The sequence below is a fragment of the Paenibacillus tuaregi genome (assembly GCF_900086655.1).
GTDB lineage: Bacteria > Bacillota > Bacilli > Paenibacillales > Paenibacillaceae > Fontibacillus > Fontibacillus tuaregi.
This window is the reverse complement of record NZ_LT575476.1, coordinates 1,311,570-1,327,168: the sequence shown is the minus strand read 5'-3', so window position 1 is coordinate 1,327,168 and position 15,599 is coordinate 1,311,570. Positions and strand designations below refer to the sequence as shown.

General features: G+C 48.5%; 17 protein-coding genes. 7 read left to right on the top strand and 10 right to left on the bottom strand.

What is annotated here, in order from left to right:
* Positions 1-126 precede the first annotated feature (126 nt).
* The 3 genes from ilvC to ilvB all read right to left on the bottom strand — a co-directional run bounded on the left by ilvC (position 127) and on the right by ilvB (position 3,552).
* Positions 127-1,119 (bottom strand): ketol-acid reductoisomerase, encoded by a 993-nt coding sequence (ilvC, locus tag BN6628_RS06115; protein WP_068615583.1) that lies wholly within the window; start codon positions 1,117-1,119, stop codon positions 127-129.
* 196 nt (positions 1,120-1,315) lie between these two features.
* Entirely contained in the window at positions 1,316-1,801 is a 486-nt protein-coding gene (gene ilvN, locus BN6628_RS06110; protein WP_068622033.1) for an acetolactate synthase small subunit, read from the bottom strand.
* A 5-nt stretch (positions 1,802-1,806) separates the two neighbouring features.
* On the bottom strand, positions 1,807-3,552 hold the full coding sequence (gene ilvB / locus BN6628_RS06105) for a biosynthetic-type acetolactate synthase large subunit (RefSeq protein ID WP_068615581.1): 1,746 nt from the start codon (positions 3,550-3,552) through the stop codon (positions 1,807-1,809).
* 562 nt (positions 3,553-4,114) lie between these two features.
* On the opposite strand from ilvB, the gene BN6628_RS06100 reads away from it, so the two are divergent.
* Positions 4,115-4,558 carry a GNAT family N-acetyltransferase gene (locus BN6628_RS06100; protein WP_068615579.1) on the top strand — a complete coding sequence of 148 codons (444 nt, stop codon included), beginning with the start codon at positions 4,115-4,117 and terminating at the stop codon, positions 4,556-4,558.
* 6 nt (positions 4,559-4,564) lie between these two features.
* Here BN6628_RS06100 and BN6628_RS06095 read toward each other — a convergent pair whose 3' ends face one another.
* The 5 genes from BN6628_RS06095 to BN6628_RS06075 all read right to left on the bottom strand — a co-directional run bounded on the left by BN6628_RS06095 (position 4,565) and on the right by BN6628_RS06075 (position 7,651).
* Positions 4,565-4,867, bottom strand: coding sequence for a hypothetical protein (locus BN6628_RS06095; protein ID WP_068615577.1), 303 nt, complete (start codon positions 4,865-4,867; stop codon positions 4,565-4,567).
* A gap of 131 nt (positions 4,868-4,998) precedes the next feature.
* Complete coding sequence (rplT, locus tag BN6628_RS06090; protein ID WP_068615575.1) at positions 4,999-5,358, bottom strand: 50S ribosomal protein L20; 360 nt, start codon at positions 5,356-5,358, stop codon at positions 4,999-5,001.
* 27 nt (positions 5,359-5,385) lie between these two features.
* Positions 5,386-5,586: a 50S ribosomal protein L35 gene (rpmI, locus tag BN6628_RS06085; protein ID WP_068615574.1), complete on the bottom strand. Its 201-nt coding sequence runs from the start codon at positions 5,584-5,586 to the stop codon at positions 5,386-5,388.
* 33 nt (positions 5,587-5,619) lie between these two features.
* Positions 5,620-6,114 (bottom strand): translation initiation factor IF-3, encoded by a 495-nt coding sequence (gene infC / locus BN6628_RS06080; RefSeq protein WP_068615573.1) that lies wholly within the window; start codon positions 6,112-6,114, stop codon positions 5,620-5,622.
* A gap of 298 nt (positions 6,115-6,412) precedes the next feature.
* On the bottom strand, positions 6,413-7,651 hold the full coding sequence (locus BN6628_RS06075) for a glycosyltransferase family 2 protein (protein WP_068615568.1): 1,239 nt from the start codon (positions 7,649-7,651) through the stop codon (positions 6,413-6,415).
* Positions 7,652-8,345: 694 nt separating this feature from the next.
* Between BN6628_RS06075 and BN6628_RS06070 the strand changes: the two genes are divergently transcribed.
* Together BN6628_RS06070 and BN6628_RS06065 are read left to right on the top strand one after the other, a co-directional pair.
* Positions 8,346-8,873 (top strand): phosphatase PAP2 family protein, encoded by a 528-nt coding sequence (locus BN6628_RS06070; RefSeq protein ID WP_068615567.1) that lies wholly within the window; start codon positions 8,346-8,348, stop codon positions 8,871-8,873.
* A 53-nt stretch (positions 8,874-8,926) separates the two neighbouring features.
* A complete protein-coding gene (locus tag BN6628_RS06065; protein WP_068615566.1) occupies positions 8,927-10,066 on the top strand; it encodes an MGDG synthase family glycosyltransferase in 1,140 nt (379 codons plus the stop codon).
* A gap of 46 nt (positions 10,067-10,112) precedes the next feature.
* On the opposite strand, the gene trmB is transcribed toward BN6628_RS06065, so the two are convergent.
* Positions 10,113-10,820, bottom strand: a complete 708-nt coding sequence (trmB, locus tag BN6628_RS06060; protein WP_068615565.1) for a tRNA (guanosine(46)-N7)-methyltransferase TrmB — start codon at positions 10,818-10,820, stop codon at positions 10,113-10,115.
* A 427-nt stretch (positions 10,821-11,247) separates the two neighbouring features.
* Between trmB and BN6628_RS06055 the strand changes: the two genes are divergently transcribed.
* From BN6628_RS06055 to BN6628_RS06040, 4 genes are read left to right on the top strand one after another with little or no spacing between them, the layout of a single operon-like run.
* A complete protein-coding gene (locus tag BN6628_RS06055) occupies positions 11,248-12,201 on the top strand; it encodes a tRNA modification radical SAM protein MnmL/YtqA (RefSeq protein ID WP_068615562.1) in 954 nt (317 codons plus the stop codon).
* Position 12,202: 1 nt separating this feature from the next.
* Positions 12,203-12,784 carry a tRNA 5-(aminomethyl)-2-thiouridylate-methyltransferase MnmM gene (locus BN6628_RS06050; RefSeq protein ID WP_068615561.1) on the top strand — a complete coding sequence of 194 codons (582 nt, stop codon included), beginning with the start codon at positions 12,203-12,205 and terminating at the stop codon, positions 12,782-12,784.
* Between the two features lie 50 nt (positions 12,785-12,834).
* Complete coding sequence (locus tag BN6628_RS06045) at positions 12,835-13,233, top strand: VOC family protein (RefSeq protein ID WP_068615556.1); 399 nt, start codon at positions 12,835-12,837, stop codon at positions 13,231-13,233.
* A 34-nt stretch (positions 13,234-13,267) separates the two neighbouring features.
* Positions 13,268-14,260, top strand: a complete 993-nt coding sequence (locus BN6628_RS06040) for an alpha/beta hydrolase (RefSeq protein WP_068615550.1) — start codon at positions 13,268-13,270, stop codon at positions 14,258-14,260.
* A gap of 165 nt (positions 14,261-14,425) precedes the next feature.
* Here the strand turns inward: BN6628_RS06040 and BN6628_RS06035 are convergent, their stop codons facing one another.
* Positions 14,426-15,556, bottom strand: a complete 1,131-nt coding sequence (locus tag BN6628_RS06035; protein ID WP_068615548.1) for a glycosyltransferase family 4 protein — start codon at positions 15,554-15,556, stop codon at positions 14,426-14,428.
* Positions 15,557-15,599 lie beyond the last annotated feature (43 nt).

Genomic DNA, 15,599 nt, shown 5'->3' with positions numbered 1-15,599 from the left:
GATATAGAATCTATGAACTCAATAGGTTATGGCTATAAGCCTGACAGAGCGATATAGAAAAGAGACCCTGTATAGCAGATCAACTGCCTTCAGAGTCTCCGGATATTTTACAGCATCACTTTAATATTATTTCTTGATCCAATGCATCAGACCGCGAAGTTCCGCACCCACAACTTCAATCGGATGATTCGCCTCATTGCGGCGGGTAGCTGTAAGGAATGCACGGTTAGATTGGTTCTCAAGGATAAAGTCGCGGGCAAATTTACCTTGTTGAATGTCAGAAAGTACGGCTTTCATTGCTTTCTTCGTCTCTTCAGTCACAACGCGAGGACCTGTTACATAATCACCGTATTCCGCTGTGTTGGAGATCGAGTCGCGCATAGTTGCAAGCCCACCTTCATAGATCAGGTCAACAATCAGCTTGAGTTCATGGAGGCACTCGAAGTAAGCCATTTCAGGGGCATATCCAGCTTCAGTCAAAGTTTCGAAGCCTGCTTTAATCAAGGCACTTACACCACCGCAAAGAACAGCTTGTTCACCGAACAAATCGGTTTCAGTTTCTTCACGGAACGAAGTTTCGATAACTCCTGCACGGGTACAGCCGATGCCTTTCGCATAAGCGAGTCCGATTTCTTTGGCTTGTCCAGTAGCATCCTGATGAACCGCGATAAGACCAGGTACACCAAAGCCATCTACATAAGTGCGGCGAACCATGTGGCCTGGGGATTTAGGTGCCACAAGCAGGACATCATTGTCTTTAGAAGGTACGATTTGACCGAAATGTACGTTAAATCCGTGTGCGAACAGAAGCGCTGCACCTTTTTTCAGGTTAGGAGCAATTTCGCTATTGTACACAGAAGCCTGTGTTTCATCCGGCATCAGAATTTGCACGACATCCGCACGGCGGGTTGCTTCTGCAACGGACAGTACTTCAAAACCGTCTTCTTTAGCTTTATCAAAAGACTTACCTTCACGAAGACCCACGACTACGTTCAATCCGCTTTCACGCAAGTTTTGCGCATGGGCATGCCCTTGGCTGCCGTATCCGATGATTGCAATGGTTTTCCCTTTCAACACGCTAAGCTCTGCATCTTGTTCATAGTACAATGTTACTGCCATATTCGTTTGTCCTCCTAAAAATTTATTGGTCGATGCCCTGAAGATCGCAAGATGCCTCCAGATCACCGCCGAGTGTACTAACCCTCCACATAATGAACGGGTGTTTCAAAGAATTACCGACAGTGCCCTTTTGGTAGCTCTCTCAAACCCCCGCTCATTAGGGCGGGTCTATGACTATCGTTAAGGTTAATATGAATTACGCATTGCCGCGAGTCATTGCGGTTACCCCTGTCCGGGATAATTCGCGTATTCCGTACGGCTCAAGAAGTTGAATCATAGCATCAATCTTCTCGGTATCGCCCACTACCTGAACCATCAGGCTGTGGGTTCCGATATCTACAACCGCCGCACGGAAGGTCTCAACGAGACCCATAATTTCAGGCCGGTCAGAAGGCTCCGACTTCACCTTGATTAAGGCTAATTCCCTGGCTACCATCGGTTTGGAACTCAAATTCACAACTTTAATAACATCAATCAGCTTGTAAAGCTGCTTCTCAATCTGTTCAAGGGTTTTATCGTCACCATGGGTTACGATGACCATGCGCGATAATCCTTTTTCTTCAGATTGGCCTACAGTAATGCTCTCAATATTGAAGCCCCTGCGTCCGAACAATCCCGATACCCGCTGCAGCACACCCGGCTGGTCATTCACTAATACCGCAATGGCATGATTCTTAGTCATCGTCATCATTCGCTATCCCCCATCAACATTTGATCAATGGCGGAACCCTGCGTAACCATCGGGTACACATTCTCCCCTTTGCGTACCACGAACTCAACCAATACCGGTCCTGGAGTCTCCAGGGCTTCCTGCCATACTTTCTTCGCGTCTTCCTTGTTCGTTGCCCGGAGCCCTTTTACTCCGTAGGCTTCGGCAAGCTTCACAAAGTCAGGGCTTCCCTCAAGATCAATGTGACTGTAACGATTCTCATAGATCAATTCCTGCCATTGGCGTACCATACCCAGTACCTGGTTATTGATAACTACAATTTTCACCGGGATATTGTTAATGGCACAGATGGCAAGCTCCTGGGAACACATCTGCATGCCGCCGTCGCCGTTGATCGAAATAACCAGGCGTTCAGGATGTGCCATTTGGGCCCCAATTGCTGAAGGGAATCCGAATCCCATTGTTCCAAGTCCCCCTGAGGTGATCCAGGAACGCGGTTGATTGAACTTATAGTACTGGGCTGACCACATCTGATGCTGACCTACATCAGTCGTTACAATCGCTTGACCATGAGTCGTTTCGTTCAAATGCTCGATGACCCATTGCGGCTTGAGCTCTTCATCGGAATCAATGTATTTCAGAGGTTTCTCCAGCTTGCGCTTGGCGGTTAGCTCTCTCCAGGCATCCGCTTTCTCCGCATATACCGGATTCTGGTTCAGCAATTCAAGTACGGTCTTCGCATCTCCGACGATCGGAATATCCGTTGGCACGTTCTTGCCAATTTCAGCTGGATCAATGTCGATATGCACGATCTTGGCATGTGGTGCGAAACCGCCCAGTGCCCCGGTAACCCGGTCATCAAAGCGGGCGCCGATATTAATCAGCAGGTCCGATTCTTGAATCCCGTGGTTCGCCGTATAGGTTCCGTGCATCCCCGGCATTCCCATCCAGAGCTCGTGCCCGCTTGGGAACGCTCCAAGTCCAAGCAATGTGGTTGTAATTGGAATTCCTGTGTTATTCACGAATTCGTACAAGGCTTCATGCCCTCCGGAGTAGATTACACCGCCTCCGGCGAGAATGACTGGACGCTCCGCTTCGCGGATCGCAGCTTGGAGCTTCTCCAGCTGCAGACGATTTGGCGTTACTGTTGGGTTATAGCCGCGAAGGTCAAGAGCTTCGCCTGGCTTGAACAGTGTCTTGGCTGCCGAGACATCCTTCGGGATATCAATCAGCACCGGACCTTTGCGGCCTGTATTTGCAATGTGGAAGGCCTCATGGATAACCCGCGGCAGATCCTCCACATCTCTGACCAAGTAGCTGTGCTTCGTAATCGGCATGGTAATTCCCGTAATGTCCGCTTCCTGGAAAGCATCGGTTCCGATTAAGGTTGTGGCCACGTTTCCGGTGATGACAACCAGTGGAACGGAGTCCATATAAGCTGTGGCTATACCGGTTACCAGGTTGGTTGCCCCTGGTCCCGATGTAGCGATACAGACACCGACTTTCCCGCTTGCCCGGGCATAACCGTCAGCTGCATGAATCGCACCCTGCTCATGTCTTGTCAGCAAATGGTGGAAGTCCTTAAAGCCATATAGCGCATCGTAAATATATAACACGGCGCCGCCCGGATATCCGAAGACACATTCGACGCCCTCGAGCAGCAAGCTTCTGAGCAATATCTCCGAACCTGTAATGACTTCCGGTTTCATCCATTTCTCACGTAATTCATCTGTCGACCGCATCTCTGGAATTCGAGCGTTCATCAGTCATCCTCCTCTCAAAATTACCATCCAATCATTTCAAAACTTATACAACAAAAAAACCTTCCATCCCTCAAAACAGACTGCTGTTTTTGAGGGACGAAAGGTTATCGCTTCCGTGGTACCACCCATGTTCACCCGGATCTTCACAAATCCAGGCCTTGGCGGGTATAGGATTTCTCCCTACCCATGGTCCGTAACGTAGACCTTACGATTCTCCCTAATAACTTCTTCTTCACCACGCGCGTGGTTGTTTACCGGTAAGAAGAACTTTTCAGGAGAACAGCTCAGAGGTGAGCTCGTTATTAAGGGATAATGGTGGTGGTCTCAGCAAATCCATCCACTCTCTGATCAAAAGAGCCCCTAACACTTCGTCCTCATCATTGCCGATTGCGTTTCGCGTTTACCGCGTTAAAATGTTTAGAAACATTATATGACTCATCCCTGGCATAGTCAACACTTTTTCCAAAAGGGGCACTCTATGCCTTCGGAACCCCTTTTAGTCCTCTCCCATATGATAGAGTAGAACACTCGAAATTATGTACGGTGAGGAGGAGAATTTCAAGTGATCCGATATCGCAGACCGAAGCAGGACGATCCGGTCATATTCCGGCTCATCGAAAGCGAGCTTGTCCCTTATTCCCACTTATCTCCAGAGGGTCTCGAATCTGTAAGAAAAGACTTGCCCAAAAGGCTGACCCGCGGTGTAACCTTGGTAGTCTCGCCTTATTACGAGGCTGATCCTGTTGCCTTTGTGCATTTTATGATCCATGGGGAGCTTTTATACGTAGACATGATGGCCGTTGCTCCCGCGGAGCAGCGCAAGCGGTATGGCAAATCGCTGCTCGCTCAGGCTGAGGGATACGCCGCTTCACGCGGGTGCAAACGGGCCAAAGTCATGGTAGATGCCGGGAATGAACGAGCCATGCGCTTTTACCTCAAAGCCGGTTATGAAACAACACGGTTCATTCCCGTGTCACTCTGCTATGAAATGATCAAACGGCTTTAGGCTGAATTAGAAAATAAAAGGGTTGCCGTATCCGTAGCCCCCGTAAGGGTAAGGCCCATAACCGCCGTATCCATATCCTCCATACCCACCATAGGCATAAGGTGCAGTTCCAATAGCAAGCAGATCAAACAAGGCTAATGGAATAATCGCTTTGGTGTGAACTGTTTTCCCTTTTCTCGGTGCCAAGATGAGTCTGCTGCCGCTAATTTTCACAAGCTTCCCTGTAACCATACTGCCATCCTTCTTATAAGCAACGATCGTTTTGCCCACCAGCTTCTGGGCTTCCTTCTTCATCGCAGATGTACTCATGTATTCCCCTCCTCCAAATGTCTTCCCCTAATCATATTCCAGGGTAGGTTAGACCGCCTGTACCTTTGTCTTGGAGAAAAGAAAAACAGGCACCCCGAAATGGGGCGCCTGTTCGTGTTCAAAGCGCAAACTTACGCGTTGATTTTTTCTTTAGCCACAGCAGCCAAAGAGTTGAATGCTGTAAGGTCATTCACAGCAAGATCTGCAAGGATCTTACGGTTGATGTTCACATCAGCCAGTTTAAGACCGTGCATCAATTTGCTGTAAGACAGACCGTTCATGCGAGCAGCCGCGTTAATACGCACGATCCACAGTTTGCGGAAGTCGCGTTTCTTTTGACGACGGTCACGGTATGCATACAGGAATGATTTCATTACCTGTTCTTTAGCAGTTTTAAAAATACGGTGTTTCGAACCAAAATAGCCTTTAGCAAGCTTCAATACTTTTTTATGACGACGACGAACGACGAATCCGCCTTTTACTCTTGCCATATCAAATACCTCCCAGAAAGTTGTTTACTACTTCAGATTAGCCAAACCTTGTTTCAAACGGTTAACGTCACCGGAATACATTACAGGGCTGCCGGCCAATACACGTTTAGCGCGTTTGGACTTGTGCGAAAGCAAGTGATTGCGGTTTGCTTTGTAGCGTTTCACTTTACCGGTTCCAGTAATTTTGAAGCGGCCTTTAAGGCTGCTGTGAGTTTTCATTTTAGGCATGGTACTTCCCCCTTATAGGTTGTAAGCTTACGCTTAGTTTTTCGGTGCCAAAATCATGATCATGCTGCGGCCTTCCAATTTTGGCAGACGCTCAACGGTAGATAGCTCAGTAACTTCTTCCTTGACACGGTCCAAAATCTTCTTACCGATATCGGCATGGGTGATCTCACGGCCACGGAAACGCACAGAGCATTTCACTTTGTCGCCGTCTTTCAAGAATTTGATCACATTACGCAGCTTCGTCTGATAGTCGTGTTCCTCGATATTCGCACGGAACCAGACTTCTTTGATATCGACGATTTTCTGATTCTTACGAGCTTCTTTCTCTTTCTTCTGTGTTTCGTAACGGAACTTGCCGTAGTCCATAATCCGGCATACCGGAGGTTTGGCTGTCGGCGCCACATTTACCAAATCCAGATTCAGATCGATGGCCATCTGCAAAGCTTCACGAATCGGCTTGATTCCGATCTGCTCACCTTCCGCACCAACCAAACGAACTTCTTTCGCCCGTATTTCATCATTGATCAAATGTTCCTTACTGATAATTCTCCACCTCCAAATGGTCTGTTGCCATAATGTCTTGACCTGAAATAAGCAAATTAAAAGGGATACAGGTTATCACCCGCATCCCATATTGATCATCAATTCTTCATGAACATTCACATTCATAAATCATCGGATCAAAACCAGCCAACCGAAGTCAGTCAGGTGAGAAGCCAGGGCCTCTGCTTGCAATCCAAAAAGCTTGCTAACAGCAATACTTGATTAATATACCATACCCGCACTAACAGGTCAAGTCACTATCCAAATAAAAAACAGGGATAAATTATCCCTGTTTGCTCTGAACCTCTTCCAGACGCACAACCCGTGTATGCTCCGTATGGCTCCACTGTTTGTTGTTCTGTGTGAAGAACGCGTAGAACGTGATTGGCCACCAGGAAATCAGATAAATCGGGAAGAGTACCAAGTACATATAAACTTTCTTGAAGGTAATCTTCTCCAAAATCATGGCAGACAAAAATAAAAACACGTTTGCGGCGATTGCCAACAGCGATACCCAGAATGGAAGGTAGCTGTACATCGTTGTGAAATGCGGCCCTTTAAACAAAGACTGATCCGCCCATACAAAAGCCGTGAGCAGGAATGTCAACAGCACGATATACACGTTAACAGCATAAAGCGCCATGTCGAACTTGGTCATGCTTCTTTCCTTGATGCTCTTCCACAACATCGGGAAGAAATAACGGCGGGCAACCGTGAAGTGGCCCTGCATCCAACGCAGACGTTGGCGTGCGGAGGCCTTGAACGTCAGCGGCTTCTCATCGAACAGCTTGGCGTCATAGTTGAACACTGGATAAATCCCTCTGCTTGCACAGCGCATCGTGAACTCCAAGTCCTCAACCAGGCTTGTTGCTCCCCAACCGATCTCTTTAAGCAGCTCTGTTTCGAAACACATTCCGGTTCCGCCTAGGAAGTTAGCCATACCCAAATTGTGGCGCGGAAGCTGCCACAACCGGTTAACGTACCAATAGGATACGCCGTAAGCCGCAGTAACCCAGGAATCCTCTGGATTCTTGGTGTCGATATAACCTTGAATGACGCGGGCACCGGAGCAAAGATCGTTATTCATTTCGTTCAGGAAGTCAGGATGGGCCAGATTGTCCGCATCAAACATCACAACAGCATCGTATTGTCGCGGCATCTTCCACAGTTCCTTCAGCATCCATTCAATCGCGTACCCTTTCCCCCGAAGATTCGGGTTGGTACGCACACAAGCGTTCATATTGTGACTGCGGACAATATTAGCCGTGCCGTCCGTACAGTTGTCACAAATTACGAACACATCATACAGCTCTTTCGGATAATTAAGCAGCTTGAGGTTCTCCATAAGCGCTCCGACAACCTGCTCCTCATTATGTGCCGCAACCAGTACGGCGAAGGATTTGGTTGGAGGAAACTGCTGCTTTTTCTTTTTCTTGTACATGCCAAACAAAGAGAACACGAATTGATACACACCAATGACTGCAAGAATAATCTGCAGTGCAACAAGAATGGCATCCAACATGATTCCCTGGTACCCCCCTTTTAACCCTCATGAAATTAAACTACGTTTTCTCTCTACATTTCTTTTGTTATTCGCAGTTTTTCTAATGACCCTTTAAATATTCAACTGGTAACTAAAAGCCCGGTCCATTTGTTCATGGTTATTTATTTTATTCTGGAACAAATAGTCAGACATAAAGATTCTCTACGAATTCACGCCATTTGTCAAAAGGCTAATTTCACTTCTTCCGTTAAATTTTGCCCAAAAGAATGAATATATTAGGGTACAGGTGTACCTCGTCCTCGATTTCATAGCGGTTAGGTCTTATTTTCATCCGTTTTCCCGTTTTTTATTTCCCTTAAGCCCCCCTTTGCTAAAATAATCGTAAAATACAAGGTTATATTAAAACAAACGAGAAAAAGCAGGGAAAAGTTTACGGAAATCCTGTTAACTTTTTAAACTTTTTTGATATCATTTGAATCATTGTAGTTGGTTAATACCCTATAAGTCAAAAAAAGGCCATACTGGAACAGAAAATAAACAAACTAAACTTGAAATGACCGCAGAATAAAAATATGATTATTCTATCCTGAAAATAACGGCAATCTGCTGCTTCGGGTTGTTCAGACCAGCTGGTTATATGGATTAGAAATTCCATAAGTATAAGAAAGCTTTGGGCTGTTAATTAACAAGCCCATCCAAGCGGAGGGATTGTATGCAGCGATTTCTTATGAAAATGAAGCACCTCGATCAGCGGTTATTTGTCGGAATTAATACTGGTCTGCATGGAAGCTTCCTTAATTTCTGGTTATATTATCTGACTCATATGGGCGGAGCCACCTTTACCATTTCGGCGACGGTGCTGCTGTGGATCTTCGCTCCCGATCCATGGAAGCACACGGCACTCATCGCCGCTGTATCCTTGGCGGTCAGTCATATTCCAGTAGCCATAGCTAAAAAGACTTATCCAAGGGTAAGGCCCTATTTGACTCTTCCCGGTACCCATACGTTTCGTGATCCGCTTACGGACCACTCATTCCCATCAGGCCATACAACAGCTATTTTCTCGGTTACCATGCCGTTTATGATCATGGAGCCCATGTCGGCCTTTTTCCTGGCTCCTATTGCCATGCTGGTAGGCCTGTCCCGGATTTATCTGGGTCTACACTACCCTTCCGACGTATTGGCCGGAGCTGTAATCGGGACCGGGGTCGCATTTGGGACGGTTGCATTATGGCCGTAAAGGGGATATTGTTAAGTTAATGGTAAAACCTTGCAGGAAAAGGTGAAACTAACGTGCAAAAACAAAGAGTACTGCTTTTATCCGAAGGGTTTGGCGCGGGTCATACACAAGCTGCCTATGCGCTCTCAAGCAGTCTGCGCAAAGTATCGCCTCATGTGCAGACCAAGGTGCTGGAGCTTGGAAGCTTTCTGAACCCCAGAATGGCTCCATTAATTATCACAGCGTATAAGAAGACGCTGAGTTCCCAGCCACGGCTGGTCCGGATGATGTACCGGAGCAATTATAAGAAATCATTAAACCGATTGACGACGCTCGCACTGCATCGGATATTTTATACCCATACGACAGAGCTAATCCGGCAGATCCATCCCAATGTGATCGTCTGCACGCATCCGATTCCAAGCGCAGTAATCTCACGCATGAAGCGCCTTGGCCTGGATGTGCCCTTGTGCACTGTAATTACTGATTACGATGCTCACGGGACCTGGGTCAGTCGTGAAGTGGACTGTTATCTGGTATCGACAAGCCAGGTGAAGGACAGGCTCCTGGAACGCGGAGTGGATGAATCCAAAATCCGGATCACCGGCATTCCTGTACACCCGAGCTTCTGGGAACGCCATCACAGCAAGGAGGATATTCGGGCCAGATTCGGACTCACAGGCATGCCAACCGTCCTTGTGATGGGTGGAGGCTGGGGTTTTATGAAGGATGAGGCGGTCAATACGCTCCTCGCCAGCTACCGTGAGCAGATTCAGCTTATTTTCTGTTTCGGAAGCAATAAGAAGTCCCTTCAGAAGATGCAGGAGGACCCCCGTTTCGATCATCCGAATATCCATCTCATGGGCTTTACTAAGGAAATTGACAAGCTTATGGAAGTCTCGGACCTGCTCATTACGAAGCCGGGCGGGATGACCTGCTCCGAGGGCTTGGCCAAAGGGATACCGATGCTGTTCCACAAGCCGCTACCTGGTCAAGAGGAGGAGAATTCACAGTACTTTGCTTCTCAAGGCTGGGGGACGCCAATCACAGGACTTGAAGTGATTACAGATTGGGTGACCCAGCTTACCGAGCATTATGATGAGGTTCAGAAGAAGCGCCAACAAGTTATCGAACAGATTAATTGTTATCATCCTATGCAAAGTGCACAAGCCATCATAGACTTGCTCGAACAAAAAGAAAGGGCTGTTCATTAGTCACATTGACTAAGAGCAGCCCTTCTCTTTATGTTGTTAACTTGTTTTAAAAGAGTTCCATCTTGTGTTCATGATAATTGCGGAGAGCCTCACTCCCCACCATAACCTCACAGCGGTAAATATTCATGCCTTGGGAGACAAATTTCGTCTCATATTCGGTCATCACATGAGCTTCGTTGATGCCTTCCCGATGCAGGCTCAGGGAAATATTGCTCATCTGCAGCCCGGTTGCCGCAAATGAATTGAGTGAGAACTCAAACAGCGTAAGGGAGTCCGTCTTGAAATGAATTTCCCCCTTCTCATTCAGCACCGTACGATACTTATCAAGAAAACGCGGATGTGTCAGACGTCGGCGCCCGTGCCGTGATTTCGGCCATGGATCACTGAAATTCAAGTAAATCCGCTCTACCTCTCCGGGTGCAAAAAACTCTTCCAGGGATTCGATGTTCCCCAAAGCCAGCTTTACGTTGGACGGCTTCTCAACACCCTGCTCCATCCAAATCCCGCGCGCCTTCTCACTGGCCCGCCGGATCAGTTCATCATACATATCCATCCCTATAAAATTGCAATCCGGATATTTCACACTCATTCCGCTGATAAATTGACCTTTTCCCATTCCAAGCTCAATATAAACCGGATGATCATTGCCGAACCATTCCGCCCAGCGACCTTTATATTCCCGTGGATCCAGGGTGATCATATCCTGCTGGGATTCGAGGTTCTCCCTGATTCCTTTTCTTCCGCGTAAACGCATCTCATTCCTCCGTCTTTATCCTGTGTCGCTCTATGGACACTGAACATTTGATACTCCTGCATTATTGTGCCTAAGATTGTCCCAAAAGTAAAGTCCATTCCGGGATGAAATGGAAGAAGGAATCTTCGTCCGCTGGAAACGGTCAAAGATTCCTTCTTCACTATATTTGGAATTGGGGTCCAACGATCCTTAAGATCCGCTTGCAGGCAGATCCACTACATATCTAGGACTTTCATTATGAATCATAGTCCGTCAGCGCTTTGACTCGATAAATCAATTACTGACTGATATTAAAATATCACAATAGCTAGATGAATTCAACAAACCACGGCCGAGTTCCCCTTTTTTTGTGTTTTTTGGTACAATGTAACCTAAGAAAAACAGCTTGCTGCCTAGAGCTTAATCCCAATTAACCAAAGGAGTTACCATGGGTATACAAATGCCGTCTCCCCCTGTTACATGGGGAGATAAAAGATTTCATACATGGAATACAGAAATGCGTGAGGTTTTCGAAGGAAAAGTGTTTAAAGTAATGCTGGATGCCGGCTTCACCTGTCCGAACCGCGACGGATCGATCGCTAAAGGCGGCTGCACCTTCTGCAGTGCCAGAGGTTCCGGCGATTTCGCCGGCAGCCGCCGGGATGATCTGGTTACACAGTTCAATACGATCCGTGACAAGCAGCATCTCAAATGGCCCAGCGCCAAATATATCGGTTACTTCCAAGCCTACACCAACACCTATGCTCCTGTAGAGGAGCTACGTGAGTATTACGAGGTCATCCTACAGCAGCCCGGGGTCGTGGGCTTGTCCATTGCCACGCGTCCTGACTGCCTGCCTGACGATGTCATTGAGTACCTGGCTGAATTGAACGAGAGAACCTACCTCTGGGTGGAGATGGGGCTTCAGACCATCCATGAGGCAACTTCAGAGCTAATTAACCGGGCCCATGATACGAAATGTTATTTAGAGGCGGTCGAGAAGCTGCGCAAACACAACATCCGGGTGTGCACCCATATTATCTATGGGCTTCCGCAGGAAACCCATGAGATGATGCTGGAGACCGGCCGTGCTGTGGCGAAGATGGATGTTCAGGGAATTAAGATCCATCTCCTTCACCTTATGCGGAAGACGCCGATGGTGAAGCAGTATGAGGCTGGTCTGCTGCGCTTTTTGGAACAGGACGAGTACGTCAAGCTGATCGCAGACACCCTCGAATTCCTGCCTCCCGAAATGATTGTTCACCGGCTCACTGGCGATGCGCCGCGTGATCTGCTGATTGGCCCGATGTGGAGCCTTAAGAAATGGGAAGTTCTGAATGCGATTGACCGTGAGCTTAAGAACCGGGATTCCTGGCAGGGAAAATTCTGGAGGGGGAACTAAGGTGGGCTTCTTATCCGTACTCAGCATGGCTCATCAGCTTGTCGCCGCCCGTCTCCAGCCGGGCGAGGCTGCCATTGACGCGACTGCAGGCACAGGAGCCGACACCCTATTCCTCGCGGCAGCCTGCGGTCGGCGTGGACAGGTGTTCAGCTTCGATGTTCAGGCTGCGGCCCTGGAACTGACCCGGCAGCGGCTGGCGAAGCAGGAAGAGGCCAAGTTGGCCCCAGCCAAACTGCTGCACTGCGGGCATGAGCAGATGCGGGAGGCTCTGCCTGCCTCTCTTCACGGGAAGGTAGGCGCGGTTATGTTCAACCTCGGGTATCTCCCGGCAGAGGGTGCTGATCCGGCCCTAATCACCCAGACCTCCAGTACGCTGACGGCCCTGGGTGAGGCTCTGGATCTGCTCCGGCCAAAGGGAATTATCACCGCAGTGCTTTATCCCGGGCACCCTGGTGGAGCTGCTGAGGCGGCAGCCGTAGAGGACTGGGCCGCTGCTCTGCCGGTATCCACGGCCCAGTCCATAGTTTACCGCCAGCTTCAGAATTCTGCGTCTCCTTATCTGGTTGCCATCGAGAAGAAATAACATGAAATTTTAAATTATAACCTACTTACCTACGAAATGAGGCCAGTTCCATGAGTGTACACAAAATTGAGCATATTGGAATCCGCGTGTCTGTACTTGAAGATTCCATTGAATTTTATAAACGGGTGTTAGGACTTAAACTCTTGAATACTGTTGGGGAAGTCGGGGACGATTTTCGTCTGGCTTTTCTATCTTTTCCCGGACAGACCAGTGTGGAAATTGAGCTTATTTACCTGAAGGACGCTCCAGAACTCGCCAGTGAAGGACGTGTTCATCATTTGGCGTTCACTGTGAGCCATATCGATAGCGAATACGCCCGTATTGCGGAGTTGGGACTGTCCGGCAGAGATGCGGAGATCAAATCCTTACCCAACGGCAGCCGATATTTCTTCTTTAACGGGCCTGACGGGGAACGAATTGAATTTTTTGAACCTGCGCGCATATCCTGAGCATACTATATAGCTGTAAAGGAGGACGGTTCTTATGGAGTCGCATCACTTCGACATGCTTAGCTCGGACGGAAAATATATTTACATCTATAACTGGTTCCCATCTCCCTCAGAGTGGGAAGGCCCCCCTCGCGGTGTCGTTCAGATTGCTCACGGCATGGCCGAAACAGCCAGGCGTTATGAACGTCTTGCCAGAGCTCTGACCACTCAGGGCTATGTAGTTTATGCGAACGATCACCGCGGACACGGGCGGACCGCAGGCACCCATGAAGAGCTCGGCAGGCCTGGCACAGATGGCTTTAATGCCATGGTGAATGACATGATTCTGCTGGGAGCCATAATTAAGGATAAGCATCCCGAGACTCCACTGCTGCTGCTTGGCCACAGCATGGGCTCCTTTCTGACCCAGAAGGTGATGTACACATGGCCAGATCCTTATGCCGCCTTTATGCTGTCGGGCACCTGCGGCAAAAGGGGGATGCTGCAGTTCGGCGAGCAGGTCGCAAGGATGCAGATCGCCCTGCAGGGGGAAAGGCATCCCAGCTTGCTGCTGAATGCACTCGTGTTCGGCGGTTACAACCGTACATTCCGGCCCGTTCGGACAGCCTTCGACTGGTTGTCACGCGATGATGGGGAAGTTGATAAATATATTGCAGATCCGGAATGTGGCGTAATCAGCAGCGCAGGGTTCTTCCGGGATTTCTTCCGGCTCCTGCAGGAAATACACACCCCTTCCCGGATGGAGAGAATCCCCAAAGACAAACCCGTCTATCTGTTCAGCGGCGAGGAAGATCCGGTTGGGATGAAAGGCGATGGTGTCCGACTTCTGCACAGGCGTTACCAGGAGCTTGGACTTCAGGACGTGGAATGCAGACTGTATCCGGGAGCAAGACACGAGATCCTGAACGAGATCAACCGGGACGAGGTTACCGCTCATCTGATCGATTGGATGAACCAGCGGATTCCCCTGCCGGAATCGGCCCGGCCCGATCCCGTTTCGACTGCTGTTGAAGACAACAGCCCGTGACGAGTTTCCCCCTGTTCTCAAGCCTCCTTGTTTAGTCTCAGAAGAGGCTTGAACAAGAGAGAAATTAAATTGCGCGGTGATCCTTTTCCGACATTTCATCGGAGAAAGACGCCGTTTTTTTATACAACAAACACATTAATGCTTCAAAGGCAACCTTCCTTAAGCCTAATGTCTATTCCTTAGAGTCTGCTCAATGGCCTGTTTCATGAGAAGCCCTGCCCTATTCCATGAGAACCTAAGCACATCCCTCCTGCCACGGCGTCCCATTTCCTTACATAACTGCGGATGCTGATAGGCGTACCGCATCTGTCTTCTCAAGCTGCTGATACTCGGCTCGGCCCATTGCTGCCCTCTTCCTACGAACAGGGAACGAAATTGGCGCGAGATCGAATGCCTGCTGTTCATGCTGTGCACAGGACTTCTTAACTGGTATGGAATCAGGAATGAATTTCCGGGTGTTAAAAAGTCCATATGTCCCCCCCAACCTGTTGCGATGACCGGCACACCGCTGGCCAAAGATTCAAGAAATGGCAGCCCCACTCCTTCCCCACGTGTCGGAAGAACAAACACCTGGCCGAGTCTGTATAACCCCCGAATTTGACCGGAGCTTAAGTGCTTTCCAATAACCACAACTGGAGCCGTTGGCTTGCGGATTCCGAGTGTTTCTTTATATCGCATAATTCTATTCTTAATCCAGCTCTCATCTTCATAAGGAGAGTATCCATTCGTCTTAATGACGAGCAGCACCCGATCAGAAGCGGAGAATTCCTCCCAATAAGCCCGCAATAGCCCTTCGGGATTCTTCCGGTGTTGAAAGCCGAATACCGACACAAAGGTAAATCTCCCGACAGCTTGCGGTATAGGCAGCTTGCGGCCGCCTGGAGCATACTCTTTGGTATTTACCCCATGAGGAACAATATAGATTGGTATTTTCACACCGCTGTTCTTCAAAGCCTGTTTATTTTGAACTGAGGGTACACAGATGGCATCAAATTTATTGATGTTTGGAAGCCAATGGGCAGGTATTTTCGTGGTTTCCCAGACCGTGTTTAGTATAATCCGGTCATACCGGGCTCTTTCTTTCTTAAAATTAATCATGCTCGGAGGAAAGTGATAGATCAGGACCTTTCTTTTGTTATTAAGTTTATGGGCAATGCTCCCGCCGCCCCTGTCTATCGAGAGCTCCACCCCCTGCCGTCTTAAAGCGTGGGCATAGGCTCTGCTGGCAATACCAAGCCCACTGGCTTTGTATACGGGACCTTTCCACACTACTTGATATCCGTTTTCTATGGACATGACTCCAGCTCCATTTATCCGTGTTTTTGGAATATCGTATTCA

Bases quoted from the DNA above. Each gene is read 5' to 3' on its own strand.
- BN6628_RS06075 (WP_068615568.1), bottom strand. From the start codon at position 7,651: ATGTTGGATGCCATTCTTGTTGCACTGCAGATTATTCTTGCAGTCATT.
- BN6628_RS06070 (WP_068615567.1), top strand. From the start codon at position 8,346: ATGCAGCGATTTCTTATGAAAATGAAGCACCTCGATCAGCGGTTATTT.
- ilvN (WP_068622033.1), bottom strand. From the start codon at position 1,801: ATGACTAAGAATCATGCCATTGCGGTATTAGTGAATGACCAGCCGGGT.
- rplT (WP_068615575.1), bottom strand. From the start codon at position 5,358: ATGGCAAGAGTAAAAGGCGGATTCGTCGTTCGTCGTCGTCATAAAAAA.
- BN6628_RS06095 (WP_068615577.1), bottom strand. From the start codon at position 4,867: ATGAGTACATCTGCGATGAAGAAGGAAGCCCAGAAGCTGGTGGGCAAA.
- BN6628_RS06035 (WP_068615548.1), bottom strand. From the start codon at position 15,556: ATGTCCATAGAAAACGGATATCAAGTAGTGTGGAAAGGTCCCGTATAC.
- ilvC (WP_068615583.1), bottom strand. From the start codon at position 1,119: ATGGCAGTAACATTGTACTATGAACAAGATGCAGAGCTTAGCGTGTTG.
- rpmI (WP_068615574.1), bottom strand. From the start codon at position 5,586: ATGCCTAAAATGAAAACTCACAGCAGCCTTAAAGGCCGCTTCAAAATT.
- trmB (WP_068615565.1), bottom strand. From the start codon at position 10,820: ATGCGTTTACGCGGAAGAAAAGGAATCAGGGAGAACCTCGAATCCCAG.
- BN6628_RS06040 (WP_068615550.1), top strand. From the start codon at position 13,268: ATGGAGTCGCATCACTTCGACATGCTTAGCTCGGACGGAAAATATATT.
- ilvB (WP_068615581.1), bottom strand. From the start codon at position 3,552: ATGAACGCTCGAATTCCAGAGATGCGGTCGACAGATGAATTACGTGAG.
- BN6628_RS06045 (WP_068615556.1), top strand. From the start codon at position 12,835: ATGAGTGTACACAAAATTGAGCATATTGGAATCCGCGTGTCTGTACTT.
- BN6628_RS06055 (WP_068615562.1), top strand. From the start codon at position 11,248: ATGGGTATACAAATGCCGTCTCCCCCTGTTACATGGGGAGATAAAAGA.